A 14661-nucleotide genomic window follows, 5' to 3' on the forward strand; every position below is an offset into this window, starting at 1 on the left:
CTGAAATAACATTGTGAACGGCAGGAAGTGTAGCAAATTAAATCTTAAAGGTTATGTGCGACTACTCACAAATTAACTTACCACAATCTTTATAAGGTCTTCATAAAATAAATAAAACTTCTTATTTCAATAAGTTACAAAAACAAACCAGTAGTTTAGTCTGATTTCAATCAAAAAATATGGCCGGGATAACAATATATTATGGCGATAACCAACCAATTCCCCCTCCCTATTTTCAGCATCCCATGAAGACGATATTTCAATCAATTACGGGACATTTTATAGGCAATTTCAGTGTTAAATTTAAAGCACAATTTATCAAATTTAAGTATAAATCAGGAGTAAATGCGCTTAAAAAGCGTTACGTATCACATTTTTTTACCTTAGTTGTTTTCAAATAAACATTTAATGAAAATTTAACCAAAATATTTCATACATTTAATTTTCATTTACAACAAATCATTTACACTGATTTTCTACTGTTTTTCAGCGTGTAATTTTGTGAAAGAAATCGATTGCTTTTTATTTATCTTGAAAAAATAACCAGCAGAAGTCTTTTGTGCTTCACATCACAGAACAGGAAATTGCTTTTGGTCGGTAACGAGTAAGTGCAAGAAGAAAACGAGCGTAACGTGTAACACCTGAAGCTTAAAGCGCTCGGTTTTTCACCTACAGTGGGCAAAAAACCGGCTTTAAGGAAAAAAATGAATAATGATGATCTGGAGAAAGGAGACTTCTATTTCCCCAGTCTCTATTATGTTGGGAGATGATTTATCAATAATAAGAAATAGTAAAAGTCACTTTTCCATCAGCACGTCCGGGCGTAATGATACCATCCGTCTGGATGTAACGTGCATACAAGGGAACGCTAACGTTACTTCGCCCGTCCCGGGGTAGTGTTAATATTTGCGCCACACTTAAATTAAACGGTACCGGCGCACCATCTCCCCATCCCAGTTGAATACCCACGCCGGAAGCCGATGAAGGAGCCGAGGTATCGATACTCATTATGCCATTTGCGCTATCAACGATGGCGGTATTCGGCGAAAAGTAAGCGCCAATAGTATTACTGGTCGGCGCAGGGATATGACTTGCCCCTCCCTGATCCCAGTTAAATAGCTGCGCCGTGTTCGATGCATCATAAAAGCCGTAAAAAGCAGGGCAGTTTTTTAACTCCAGATTTGTTTTTATCCATCCCGTTGTTGAACCTACGCCATCAAAATCCTGATTAGCATCATAGCTTCCCATCGGAACGATAATATCCGGCGTAGTACATGTTTGTGCTGTGATATTTATACTGCCGCTAAATTCCAGAATATTTGAAACGACAGGAAGACCGGGTATTGCTGGATAACCAGAGGCATTATCATAGTAGATCATTGCGGTCGGAAGGCTGGATGCATTTAAAGCATAGCTACCGGGATAAATCGGCCCGATCTTTATTAAAGAGAGGTATCGAGTGCTACCATAAATCATATGACTCATATACCTACTGTTCATCGTAAGCTGGCGTATCCCACCGTTCGCATAAGGTGCGCTTTGGCTAACCGCATTAGCACCATCGGAAATAATAACGCCGATACCGGGGATCGTCGTATTATAGACTTTACCATCATATTGCGCGGTGTTAGCTAATGTCATAGGCGCGGACTGAATGCCCAGATTATAAGTATAGTTAACGGTTTCCGGTGGTCTTGTACTGGTACAAAGGAGATGATACATCCCTGGATCTCCACCATACCAGGCTCCCCGATAGATAATGCTGCCGACCGGAATATCAATACCCGCCGAAATATTAATAGGCGCTAATGGTATGGTATCTCTTCTTGGTAAGGACGCATCATAAGGCGCGCAGGTCACTTGCGCCTGTACTACGCCACTACCAAGAATTAATACGAAAAAGACAATCCATTGCAGACTGCTGTAAGCCTTCCATAAGGAAATACGAAATTTCCTTTTTAATTTCTCTTTAATATCCATCGCCATTTTCTGCTTAAATAGTGACATTCGCATAATATGCGGTTCCGACCTGCCTACCACACCAGTTTCTGCCGAACTACTCACACAACCTGTTGAATTGTTGAAGTAAGGGGGCAGTTCGCCCTGCCGCAACTGGCATTAATTGGTAACTTACCTGGCACTGAATGGGCTGCGTCTCTGTCCATTTCACCTGTAGCCGATCGTGGTCGCGGGTAACACGGGTATATATCTGTCCGCCTTGTCCCGTACTGCCAACCCTATTTCCCTGGCTATCCAATACCTCGGCGCCGAAGGGAACCGGTTCGCCTTTCCAGGTGACGTTAATAAGTACAGCAGTACCTTGCCGGGTGTCGTATTTCATTTTTACTACCGCACCTGAATAGGGAGCGCTTTTCTGATTAGTGCTCTCCAGTTCTGTCTGTGCCGGGATCCCTTTTGGATCGATACTGATATCATTCATCTGGTAAGGGTTAAGATAAGGTACTACCGCATAACCGTGAGAATCGATTCGTACTCCCGGATAAGAAGAAACTTTCGCGCCTTCCGCGCCTTTTGCCTCTACCAGCGCAAATGTGTCTGAGGTATAAGGCGTGAATGTTAACCCGCCGGAATGACCCACGACCGTACCGCTCATCCCGGCAGAGGCGCTCCGGTAGCTTTTGCCGGTGCTGGCTGACGCCATCAGCGAACTACTTACACTACGGTAGTTGCCGCTGAGCGTGCCGCTCGTTCCAACATTCTGATTAACATGCATTGCGGTTACGCCGTAGCTGAACTGGCTCTCCTCGCCACTCACCCCGGAAAGGGTGACCTGCTGGCCTGTTCTACCACTGGTATCATGCGTCAAATCGGCTCTCAATCGCGGCGTAGCCACTCGGTCATCACGTCCTAACGGCAGGCTGAAGCTCACCAGGTAATTGGTCTGCTGCGCTCCCAGGCTTGAGAAACTTCTCGCCGCGCTGATCCCCCATGTCAGTTGTTTGTATTGATTGTTGTAACCTAACTGAAATTGTTCATCCGTTCCCGCTTTGTTCCAGTAGTTCTGAACAGAACCGTTCAGATACAATTGCCCCCACCGTTCGGGTAAGCCCTGCCCGTACGTCAATGTCATTCGGTTTTTGGCACGCCATATCGCATTTGAAGAAAAACCGCGTTGCAGAGCATCGCGTGTCTGCATGGCCGTCATAAAATCCATATAGCCATCGGTTGAAAAGCGATAGGCCGCCAGTGAAATGTTGCTGTTAATTTCCCGAATAAGCTTGCTGTAGCTAACCTGGTAGCTTTGTCCACTGCGGGTGTTATTACGCCACTCCTCTTCCCCCAGTCGGGCATGGGCCTGGGTAATATCAAACGATACGGCACCAACAGGCGTACCAACTGCCGCTCCAAGCTGAACTGCATAATAATTCTGGCTAAATTGCGCTCCTCCATAGCCCGTTAAGGCGTTCGTCAGACCATGCTGCCACGTCGCCTGATACACCATCGGCTTCTCCCGGACATTATCGTTACGCAACTTTCCGGCGGTGATGGCATAACGTGAAGATCCAGGGCGTAGTAATTGGGCAACTGAAGCGTAAGGCACGTTAAACCGTTGTTCCGTACCGTCTGCCTCACGCACAGTGACGTTAAGATCGCCGCCATAACCGGTTGGGTAGAGATCATTAATTAAAAATACCCCGGGCGTCACCGTGGTCTCGTACAAAACCAGCTCTCCCTGACGAACGGTCACTCTGGCGTTAGTACGCGCAATCCCCTGAATCTCCGGGGCATAGCCACGTAGCGACTCTGGCAACATGCGTTCATCCGTAACCATCTGCACGCCAGAAAAAGGTAGCGTATCGAACAGATCCCCATTGGTATTAGATTGACCAATCAACATTCGGGCTTTTAAGAGCGGAACATCATGCTGAAGATAGGTATTGATAGTACCGTAGCTGTCTGGTCCATTATTTGTACTGCTGTATGAGCCATTGTGACGCAGATACCATGAGCCAATATTTAGCCCCGCGTTTATACCGGCATATAATGAATTAAATTGCTGATTTTTCATTTCACTGTGATATCCATTTATGTTATATCCCAGTAACAGCGCGGGTATACCGCTATCCCATAATTGCGGACTCACCGTTCCTCTGGCTACCTTCAACATATAGAGCTGTGGAATGACAATATCCAGCCGTTGCTCATTACTATCATAATTAACTTTCGCTTCTGGCAGATATTGTTGAAGATCAATACAGCCTTCGACGTTACTCTGGTTAAAAAAATTGTCCGGTAGTTTGTCATAATTAAAGGTAATGCTTTTCAGTACCTCTGTAGACAAACAGGGGTAAATAGATTTGTCATTTCTGGCTCGAAGCTCAATATCTTTTTTATTGATGAACTGATCATTTACATACATCGCTGTTTTATAAACGCCAGGTATTCCGGACGAACCATAAGCAAAACGACTTAGATCGACTTTTTTTTCATCATCGGTATTCAGGAAAGTAGGATCAAACGCTACCGTTTTCATGGTCTGGCTTATCGCTGCGTTTGAGTCTTCAGCCCGTAGAATCCCCAGAATAGATGTTGAAAATATCGCTATTGCCAACGGCGGATATTTTTTCCGAAAGCCTAACTGAATATATTTAGACATAAAAAGCCTTTTTGCTGATTTTATAAGCAGTAATAAAATAAGCATTAATTTAATCAGGGAAGCGTAATATCCGGATCATTTAATATCAGCAGAGAATGCATTCACAGCACCATAATCATTGACAAATGCACCGCTAATTTTACTACCCGCATTTCCAGGAATATTCACCATGATTGAACGGCGTGGGGGAACCATCACACCTGCAATTTTATTATTGTTCACTACCAGTCTGGCAAAGCTTACATAAAAGGGTGTCGGGTTCGTCGCTTCCAGATGAGTGCCTTTCGCCTGCCAGATAATGGATTTCACTGCGTCATTAGCGCTTCCCTGCAATCCTGCCGGACGAAAGAACAGCTTAATACGACTACGAAAGGCTACCTGTAGCGTATTCTGGTCTGCTTTTGCCTGATTTATACCCGGTATTTCCAGTACGTTTAGCCAGAAGACAGACTCTCTGTCTACAGGAAGACTGACACCGGTATAGCTAATCCGTAGCGTCTGGCCTTTTCCGGCATCAACTCGATTTATGGGTGGCGTCAAAACAAAAGGGACTTTAATCGCCGACGGGCGTGCATTCTGATCGCCACTATCAATCCAGCTTTGCAGTAAGATCGGCGCCGAACCGTTATTCATGATCTTAACGCTAATTTCATTATTGTCAGATGGATAGATAATACGCGTACCGCTAATTACTGCACTAGCTAACGCATTTTCACTAAAAATTGTCAGTACTATAAATACAACACTATGAATAAATACACGCGCCGAAAATTTCATGGATTCTCCTGGCGTTGAATAATAGGGGGAAATTTTCCCCCTCTTCTTAGCGCAACGTTAAACGGTTCATTGATACTGAATGGAATAAACTACGTTACTGCCAACAGTACCGGCAGTAGTTTCATCCTCCGCATAATAGCGGACGGTATAGGGTAAATTAGCCGTGCCGCTGCTGACATTAACGTATGTATTGCCCGTCGTCTGGTTCGTATTACCAACGTGGATTACGGACTGAGATGAACTGGAAGCGTCCAATAACTGGAGGCTGACGTTCGTTGCATTTCCCGTCATGTTCTTCAGCCGACCATTAACCAGATCGACAGATGTACCTGATTCGAAAAACGCAGAGGCGGTTTGCAGGGTATTGGCACAGTTATTCAACGCCATAACAAAGCCTGTTTCACCCGCTGTTTTCGTGGCGGCATCCAGTTGGCTGGTACTCACGGTAGGTAAAACAACGGTTGCATCCGCCCCCTGCCCATCCACAGAGACATCACAGGTATTTGCTGTCAGCTCACCACTAAAGGTAATAGTTCCTGTGGAGGCCGCCTGTACTAATCCTGTCATGCAAAAAAGGCTTGTCAGCGATATAATGCGATTTAGGTTTTTCATCTTTTTTCCTTCTTATTGCTTTTTAATAAAGCCATTCTAATTCTCCCGACTTAAAATGGCGCATTCGTTATCAACAGATCATTAATATGGTTAGGTTTACTAAAAAATATTTCCTTCAACGAGCATAGAAAATAAAACTTACTTCTCTCGGTTATAAACCACCTATTAAAGCGTAGCGGTGAATGCATGTTGTACATCGCCGTCAAACTCATGCGCAAACCATTTTGATACATACTAATAACACCAAACACAAAAATAAATCATGGTTTGCTTAAATATAAATTTAAGAAAAAACCCATTACAAAATAATATAAGAGTAGCTACAAGCATCATATACAGGCATGAAAATTTGCTTTTTCAGAATATCTCTCTATTTCTTAACGATAAACGCCATGCCATTTCACAAAACTGCTGTCATATCATATGTTATTTAAGACGATATAAGACTCCGTACCAGCATGGTTTATCATTTTTCCGCTTTAGCGGTGAGTGCATAATCTCCACAATAGTGCGGTTGTATATATAAAAGGTAAGAATTTTCGGTAGATTACACCTTCCGATAAATTATTTCACAAATGATTTTAGAAGAAGCCTAAGCCGTTACTTCTCTTTACATCGCTGACATCACGCATTACGTCGCTGGAATGCCTTTGCCTGCCATTTATATTGATCGGCGTCTTATTAAGGGATGGTATCAGCCAGTTAAGACGAGCATTACCCTACTTAACCGGAATAACTTAGACAGTTCACCCCAAAAACCAATAAAATTTAGCATATTAATCTAAATTTAAGGTTAAGCTCATTTCACTTGATGGCCACGTATAAATACCGAAAACTATTTGTCGGTAGCTCCGCCAGGTTATCGCTATAGTGGAAAAGAATGGGTATTAAGGCACCGGCTAAAATAGCCTCTCATTGGGTATACGTATGGCATAATGCGCCATCCCGATAAACCGATAAATGGCGGTTCCTATTTTATATTAAAACAGAAACTCCGGGAAAGGAATTGATCGACATGGCAGTATACGTTGTGAGCAATAACCTTTATTTACAAGAAGGTATGACTGCGTTGATTCGTAGCACAGGTACTAAAGTGATAAAGGCAGGCATACATGATTTACCTTTTGATCTTCTCAGCTTTGAGGATATTATTATTCTTCACCTTAGCCCCGACAGTAAAAACTACGCAAGAATTATTTCCTCACTAAATCGATTAACGAAGTTAATGGTGGTACAAACATCGATGAATCTATTATGTTGCCATGCCGATCACATCATTAATGCAAAAGATTCGTTATCTAATCTAAAACAGGCAACGCTTAATTTATTAAAAACCATCAAAAGTAAAATTAATGATGGTCCATTGCTCAGTCGTATTGAAAATATTATACTCAATTATGCTCTTGCAGGGAAAAGCGTTAATGCCATTGCGCATATTTTAAAATTACCGCCAAAGAGAGTATATGATTATCGCAGTCGGGCGTGCAAAAGGCTGGGTGGAAAAAAAATTCACGACCTTTTGCTGATACAAGAAATTTTCAACTAAGATATTAATGGTTGCTGGTATACACATTTTATCGAGGGAAATGTGTATACCAGCATTTATTTTGCACAGTAAAAAAGTGGCCTCCCCCCGGTAGAAAAAATAAAACCACCAGCTCCTTGATTTTGAATAGAATAGTTGACACTTTTATCAGGAAAAACGTAGAAATCTGGCAAAATCTTCGCCATTGTATCTGAGGGTAACGTTTCCAGGATACGGTACTTATTAACCTTTGTAGATATCAATTGATAAATATCGTGATTTTCTCTCCAACTATATTCAATATCTCGCCTGATTTTCCCTTTTAATTTATCATTCTCATAATAGTTACCGCTAACAGCTACAATCCCCTTTTTATCTTCCAGTGAATAAATAAAATTGAGTTGAATATCTGAGCGTGATTGATTATAGAAAACGATCAGTGAGGAACGGCATTCTTCTTTGTCCAGAATCTTTGTCGTATAATAACTATATGATGCGTACACTAACACCCCGGTAAGCAGAGAAGCAATACTGAAAGTAACACGTTTTTTATTATTCATTGTTTGTCTCGCGAAAAGAAAGAGTAACGCATTGCATAGGGGATGTGTTAGTATATTTTTTAGAGCATGCAAGCATTGACAAACCCGGCGATGTGGTTGAGAGCGGAAAATAGATCCATGGATATTTTTTATAGCTTACCCCTGAGCTAAGAAGTAGTCTTTTAAAATGCTTAAATTCGCTTTGCTCGTTATGAGTTTCATCTTTTATAAAAAAATTATAGCCTTTATCTTTATCTACTAATTTATAATCTGCATAAAAACTTTTTGTACTATCGGCATTCCATAAATAGTATCCTCCTGCCGCACCAACCCAAAATGCCAGCAAAATAAAACAGATAGTTCGGACATCGTAACTTGTTAAAAAATTATATTTTTCTTGCTTTTCAGGCTGCGTTTTCACCACAGGGCATTTTGCTGTCGAACTCAAATCCGTTTCGTTTTCGATATCGGGATGGGTAACATCAGATGTACTTTGGCTGGCATCAATTATCCTGAACTCACTATCTACACATGTAATCTCAACGTCTTTATCAATTTGAAATCCTTTTCGCGGTATTGTATTGACGACGGGAGCCTCCGTCTGACCGACATTACGTAACCCTCGGCGGACAATAGAAATATTCTGATAAAGTGTATTTGCCGGAACAATGATTCCATCGTCCTCCCAAACGGTTTTATAAAATTGTCGCTGAGTGACAATGTCTGGATGAGACTCAAGCAAAAGTAACAAACAACGGCAGGCGGGTGCCGTAAGCACAACCTCAACATCCTGATTATTCAGGGAAACTAATTTTTTATTGTCGGGTAAGAAAACAATATACCGATTTATAATCCAATGCATACTTTCATTTGTTACGTGCAAGCGTCCCGAAAATCTTACCGGGCCTCATTAAATAGGGGAGAAAGATTCTAACGTTAAATGGAGGAAGCGGAAAACAATAATTAAAATAAATTTAAGTTATTTCTTACACAACAATTGTTTAACAAAAATATTAATCAATTTTCGGGAAATATTAACGTGATAATACTGGTTACCGTGTTTTACTTCCCTGCCGGATGGCGACACTAACGTCTTATCAAACCTACATGCCTGACTCCACAGGCCTGATAAGCAAAAACCCGCCGAAGCGGGTTTTATGAAGAGGTGAAACTGACCGATAAGCCGGGTTCTGTCGTGGACAGTCATTCATCTAGGCCAGCAATCGCTCACTGGCTCAAGCAGCCTACCCGGGTTCAGTACGGGCCGTACCTTATGAACCCCTATTTGGCCTTGCTCCGGGTGGAGTTTACCGTGCCACGGACTGTTACCAGCCGCGCGGTGCGCTCTTACCGCACCCTTTCACCCTTACCTGATCCCACTTGCGTGGGCCATCGGCGGTTTGCTCTCTGTTGCACTGGTCGTGGGTTTCCCCCCCAGGCGTTACCTGGCACCCTGCCCTATGGAGCCCGGACTTTCCTCCCCTCCGCCCGTCTCCCCGAAAGGACGACGACGAAGCGGCGACTGTCTGGTCAGCTTCGGCGCGAAGTATAGAGGGTTCGCGCAACTTTGTCACCCTGCGCTGCGCATTCCTATCGCCAGAGCAGCAGCAACATTTCTGGAGGCCCGATAAATATTGTTAAAATCCCCCCCGAAAAACCTCCTCCAGCATCACAATGCGCGTGAGTATGCTAAAGACCGCATCTTTAGCGAGTGACTTCCACTTTTGCCAGTTTTTCGTAGTAGCACACCAAAGCGCTATGGTCGTCATTACCGTGTCCATCCGCGCGTAACGCCTGCATCATCTTCATAACGGCGGCGGTCAGCGGTAGCTGCGCGCCAACGCCGTGGGAGGTATCCAGCGCATTCGCCAGATCTTTAATGTGCAGATCGATACGGAAACCCGGTGTAAAGTTTCTGTCCATGACCATCGGCGTTTTCGCATCCAGTACCGTACTGCCAGCCAAACCGCCACGAATCGCCTGATAGACCAGATCCGGATTGACACCAGCTTTAGTCGCCAGCGTCAGCGCTTCAGACATGGCGGCGATATTCAGCGCCACAATCACCTGGTTAGCCAGTTTCGTGACGTTGCCTGCGCCGATATCGCCGGTATGCACCACGGAACCGGCCATCGCTTTCATCAGGTCGTAGTATTTGTCGAAAATCGCTTTGTCGCCGCCGACCATGACGGACAGCGTGCCGTCGATGGCTTTGGGTTCCCCGCCGCTGACCGGCGCATCCAGCATTGCAATGCCTTTTGCTTTCAGGGCTTCGCTGATCTCACGGCTTGCCAGCGGCGCGATAGAACTCATATCAATCAATACGGCTCCCGGCTTCGCGCCTTCGATGATACCGTTCTCGCCCAGCGCAACCTCTTTCACATGCGGAGAGTTAGGCAGCATCGTGATGATGACGTCGCACTGTTCAGCGGTCGCCTTCGCCGTAGAAGCTGTTTCCGCGCCTGCGGCGATTACGTCGGCAATCGCTTCAGGATTACGATCGGACACCACCAGCGAGTACCCTGCTTTCAACAAGTTTTTGCTCATGGGCTTACCCATGATGCCTAAGCCAATAAAGCCAACTTTCATCGTCATAACGTTCTCTCTTTCCATACCGGGATTATTTTTTAAAGGTGTCGGCAAGCTTCTGCGTGCCGGCGCGGAATACGCCTAAATCGCTGCCAACAGCGACAAAGGTCGCGCCCCATTCCAGATAACGGCGGGCATCCGCCTCTACCGGCGCCAGAATGCCGCACGGTTTACCGTGCGCTTTGGCGCGGGCAAAAATATGCTGAATCGTCTGTTGCACGTCAGGGTGAGAGGCATTGCCGAGATGACCCAGCGCGGCGGCCAGATCGCTGGGGCCGACAAAAATGCCATCAACGCCTTCCGTTGCGGCGATGGCATCAACGTTGTCGACACCCAACTGGCTTTCGATTTGAACAATAATGGTGATGTTTTTGTTCGACTGCGCAAAGTAATCAGGCACCGTGCCGAACATGTTGGCGCGGTGAGAAACAGAGACGCCGCGAATGCCTTCCGGCGGGTAGCGCGTCGAGGCGACGGCGCGAGCCGCTTCCTCTTGCGTTTCAACAAAGGGGAGCAGGAAGTTATAAAACCCGATATCCAGCATCCGTTTGATAATGACCGGTTCATTGGTCGGCACACGTACCACAGGCGCGCTGGCGCTGCCTTTCAATGCCATTAACTGCGGAATTAAGGTGGTCACATCGTTCGGCGCATGTTCGCCATCCAGCACCAGCCAGTCAAATCCCACCAGACCGAGAACTTCGGTGGTGATTGGGTTTGCCAGTGCAGACCAGCAGCCAATCTGCACCTGTTGCGACGCCAGCGCCGCTTTAAACTTATTCGGGAAAATAGCGTTATTCATCGCTTATACCTTCGCTTATTTCTTTAATTCTCTACCTATGATGTCGCCGCCATGACTTATAGCAGCGACAATAAAAATGCTTATCTGAAAATAAGAATGAGTCTCCACATTCTATTTCTAGTGTGGTAACACATCCTGTAGCACAATATACCGCCCCAATATCTTTATCGTTTTTTATTATTATCATGGCATTTTCAAATAACTCGTCAGATACACTGAATTCGCTATTCAGTATAAACAGCATATGGCGGATAATCATTGTGCAAATGCTCATTAAGAAGGGGGCGCTTAACGCTTATTTTTGAGCATACGCCCATGATACTGGGCGCTAATGCACACATTTACGCTTTCCCTGGCCTACATAAAAAATTTCATAATTTGCGGTGACCTGGATCACATTCTTATATTTATACTCCTGTCATTCTTATTTCATTAGGCATGAACTTTATTTCTTATATTGAGATTTAACGATTAAACCATAACCAAAATAGATAATCCTTTTTCTATCATCCAGGCTGGAGAATGCTGAACAATGGCCAATATCGAAATTCGCCAGGAATCGTCATCGGCGTTTTATATAAAAGTACACGAAACCGATAATGTCGCAATTATTGTTAATCACCACGGTCTTAAAGCCGGAACACGTTTTTCGGATGGACTGGAACTGACTGAACATATTCCGCAAGGCCATAAAGTCGCTCTGACGGATATCCCCGCTCACGACGAAATCGTCCGTTACGGCGAAGTCATCGGGTATGCGGTACGTGACATCCCACGCGGAAGCTGGATCGACGAGTCGCTGGTTGAACTGCCAAAAGCGCCGTCGCTGAATACGCTGCCGCTGGCGACCAAAGTGCCAGAACCACTGCCGCTGCTGGAAGGTTACACGTTTGAGGGCTATCGTAACGCCGATGGCAGCGTCGGCACCAAAAATCTGCTTGGCATTACCACCAGCGTGCACTGTGTGGCGGGCGTGGTCGAGTATGTGGTGAAAGTGATTGAGCGCGATCTCCTGCCCAAATACCCGAATGTCGATGGCGTTGTAGGGCTAAACCATCTGTACGGCTGCGGCGTGGCAATCAACGCGCCGGCGGCGGTCGTGCCGATTCGCACGATTCATAATATCGCGCTCAACCCCAATTTTGGCGGCGAAGTGATGCTGATTGGCCTCGGTTGCGAAAAACTGCAACCGGAACGACTGCTGGAAGGCACCGAGGATGTCCCCGCCATCGCCGTCGAAAGCGCCAGTATTGTGCGTTTACAGGACGAACAGCATGTCGGCTTTAAAGCAATGGTCGATGATATTTTGCAGGTCGCCGAACGCCATCTGACGAGACTGAACCAACGCCAGCGCGAAACCTGCCCGGCTTCCGAGCTGGTCGTCGGAATGCAGTGCGGCGGCAGCGATGCGTTTTCCGGCGTCACGGCAAACCCGGCGGTGGGTTACGCTTCCGATCTGCTGGTACGCTGCGGCGCGACCGTCATGTTCTCAGAGGTTACCGAAGTGCGCGATGCCATTCATCTTCTGACGCCGCGCGCCATCAACGAAGCCGTGGGTAAACGTCTGCTGGATGAGATGGTCTGGTACGATAATTACCTTGATATGGGGAAAACCGATCGCAGCGCTAACCCGTCCCCTGGCAACAAAAAAGGTGGCCTGGCGAATGTGGTGGAAAAAGCGCTGGGCTCTATCGCTAAATCCGGTCAGAGCGCCATTGTGGAGGTATTGTCGCCAGGCCAGCGCCCCACCAAACACGGCCTGATTTACGCCGCGACGCCCGCCAGCGATTTCGTCTGCGGCACGCAGCAGGTCGCTTCCGGCATTACCGTACAGGTCTTTACCACCGGACGCGGCACGCCGTACGGGCTGATGGCAGTGCCGGTGATTAAAATGGCGACGCGTACCGAGCTGGCGAACCGCTGGTATGACTTAATGGATATCAATGCAGGCACCATCGCCACGGGTGAAGAGACAATCGAAGATGTGGGCTGGAAGCTGTTTCACTTTATTCTCGATGTCGCCAGTGGTCGGAAAAAGACTTTTTCGGATCAATGGGGCTTACATAACCAACTGGCGGTATTTAACCCGGCGCCAGTGACCTGATCCAGACGATGCCGGATAAAAAAGTAGCCGTTATCCAGCCTGGGTATAACCGTATAATCTGTAAACCGGGTAAGCGCCAGCGCCGCCCGGTATTTTTACGTATCATGCAATTATATTTTCACCAGTATCACATCAATTCCGCTCTTACGTAGCCCTTCCAGACTTTCCACGGGAATGCCCTCATCAACAATAATCATATCGATCCGTTGCGTATCAATGATCTTATGCAGGCTGGAACGATCGAATTTGCTGGAGTCAGTAACAACAATAATCCTCTCCGCCACCTCACACATCCGACGGTTAAGCCTGGCTTCATCTTCATTATGAGTACTAATACCACGCTCTAAATCAATAGCATCAACGCCAAGGAACAACATATCGAAATGGTAATTCTGTAAGGAGTGCTCCGCCTGATCGCCATAAAAAGACAGAGACTGGCGGCGGAGATGTCCACCAGTCATTAGTAATTCGACGCCCTCGGCTTCCAGTAAGGCATTAGCAACGTTCATACCATTGGTCATAGCAATCACATCAGTGTGCTTGCGCATCAGACGAGCAATTTCATAAGTCGTCGTACCCGAGTCAAGAATCACACGATGACCCGGTTTAATCAGCTCGACCGCAGCTCTGGCAATACTGCGTTTCAATGCCGTATTAAGAGAACTTTTATCTTCCACAGAAGGCTCAATACCTGAGGTATTACTGTCACAGATTAGCGCGCCGCCGTAGGCTCTTACTGCAATACCCTGCTTTTCAAGGAAAGCCAGGTCGTTACGAATTGTCACCGTAGATACGCCAAACAGTACGGAAAGATCGCTCACTTGTACGCTTCCCTGCTGTCGCAGCCGCTGAATAATCAGCTCACGTCTTTCACTGGTACCCGTTACGCGTTTATCTGCGGAAGAGTCGGTATGGCCCATAAAACATCCTTTAATTAAATCTTTCGTTTTATTTCGTTTTGACTATTAACGCTTTTCTTATAGGGGAAAGCAAGCCTCCCTCCGGTAATACCCAGATCCCTCCACCTAAATCTTTCATTATGTTTCTTTTGTGAAACAGATCGGAAAACCATTAACTTTCATTTTCTTTTCAAAA

11 protein-coding genes, 1 other RNA gene and 1 pseudogene are annotated in these 14661 nt (G+C 45.7%); 2 read left to right on the plus strand and 11 right to left on the minus strand.

Annotation, left to right across the window (positions count from 1 at the left end; translation table 11 throughout):
• Positions 1-774: 774 nt before the first annotated feature.
• From F4V72_RS03175 to F4V72_RS03190, 4 genes are all read right to left on the minus strand, one after another.
• A complete protein-coding gene (locus F4V72_RS03175; protein WP_170245739.1) occupies positions 775-1980 on the minus strand; it encodes a fimbrial protein in 1206 nt (401 codons plus the stop codon).
• A 76-nt stretch (positions 1981-2056) separates the two neighbouring features.
• Positions 2057-4618: a fimbria/pilus outer membrane usher protein gene (locus F4V72_RS03180; protein ID WP_232081662.1), complete on the minus strand. Its 2562-nt coding sequence runs from the start codon at positions 4616-4618 to the stop codon at positions 2057-2059.
• Positions 4619-4693: 75 nt separating this feature from the next.
• Entirely contained in the window at positions 4694-5395 is a 702-nt protein-coding gene (locus F4V72_RS03185) for a fimbrial biogenesis chaperone (protein WP_023246615.1), read from the minus strand.
• A gap of 66 nt (positions 5396-5461) precedes the next feature.
• On the minus strand, positions 5462-6007 hold the full coding sequence (locus F4V72_RS03190) for a fimbrial protein (RefSeq protein WP_023246616.1): 546 nt from the start codon (positions 6005-6007) through the stop codon (positions 5462-5464).
• 1015 nt (positions 6008-7022) lie between these two features.
• On the opposite strand from F4V72_RS03190, the gene F4V72_RS03195 reads away from it, so the two are divergent.
• Complete coding sequence (locus F4V72_RS03195; protein WP_079813173.1) at positions 7023-7553, plus strand: hypothetical protein; 531 nt, start codon at positions 7023-7025, stop codon at positions 7551-7553.
• A 56-nt stretch (positions 7554-7609) separates the two neighbouring features.
• On the opposite strand, the gene F4V72_RS03200 is transcribed toward F4V72_RS03195, so the two are convergent.
• The 6 genes and pseudogenes from F4V72_RS03200 to garL all read right to left on the minus strand — a co-directional run bounded on the left by F4V72_RS03200 (position 7610) and on the right by garL (position 11462).
• The gene (locus F4V72_RS03200) at positions 7610-8092 is read right to left on the minus strand and encodes a hypothetical protein (protein WP_023246618.1); all 483 of its coding nucleotides are present in this window, start codon (positions 8090-8092) and stop codon (positions 7610-7612) included.
• Positions 8085-8849 carry a winged helix-turn-helix domain-containing protein gene (locus F4V72_RS03205; protein ID WP_170245740.1) on the minus strand — a complete coding sequence of 255 codons (765 nt, stop codon included), beginning with the start codon at positions 8847-8849 and terminating at the stop codon, positions 8085-8087. Before F4V72_RS03205 ends, F4V72_RS03200 begins: the two co-directional genes overlap by 8 nt.
• A gap of 385 nt (positions 8850-9234) precedes the next feature.
• Positions 9235-9609: RNase P RNA component class A (gene rnpB / locus F4V72_RS03210), an RNA gene on the minus strand.
• A 32-nt stretch (positions 9610-9641) separates the two neighbouring features.
• Positions 9642-9774 (minus strand): annotated as a pseudogene (locus F4V72_RS03215) (glycerate 2-kinase); the annotation flags it as partial.
• Between the two features lies 1 nt (position 9775).
• Positions 9776-10684 carry a 2-hydroxy-3-oxopropionate reductase gene (garR, locus tag F4V72_RS03220; protein ID WP_227005396.1) on the minus strand — a complete coding sequence of 303 codons (909 nt, stop codon included), beginning with the start codon at positions 10682-10684 and terminating at the stop codon, positions 9776-9778.
• A gap of 7 nt (positions 10685-10691) precedes the next feature.
• Positions 10692-11462 carry a 2-dehydro-3-deoxyglucarate aldolase gene (gene garL, locus F4V72_RS03225; protein WP_053529422.1) on the minus strand — a complete coding sequence of 257 codons (771 nt, stop codon included), beginning with the start codon at positions 11460-11462 and terminating at the stop codon, positions 10692-10694.
• A 532-nt stretch (positions 11463-11994) separates the two neighbouring features.
• Here garL and garD point away from each other — a divergent pair.
• A complete protein-coding gene (garD, locus tag F4V72_RS03230; RefSeq protein ID WP_079813174.1) occupies positions 11995-13566 on the plus strand; it encodes a galactarate dehydratase in 1572 nt (523 codons plus the stop codon).
• A 110-nt stretch (positions 13567-13676) separates the two neighbouring features.
• Here the strand turns inward: garD and F4V72_RS03235 are convergent, their stop codons facing one another.
• Positions 13677-14486, minus strand: a complete 810-nt coding sequence (locus F4V72_RS03235; protein WP_023246623.1) for a DeoR family transcriptional regulator — start codon at positions 14484-14486, stop codon at positions 13677-13679.
• Positions 14487-14661: the final 175 nt, after the last annotated feature.

It is taken from the genome of Salmonella enterica subsp. diarizonae, assembly GCF_008692785.1.
Lineage (GTDB): Bacteria > Pseudomonadota > Gammaproteobacteria > Enterobacterales > Enterobacteriaceae > Salmonella > Salmonella diarizonae.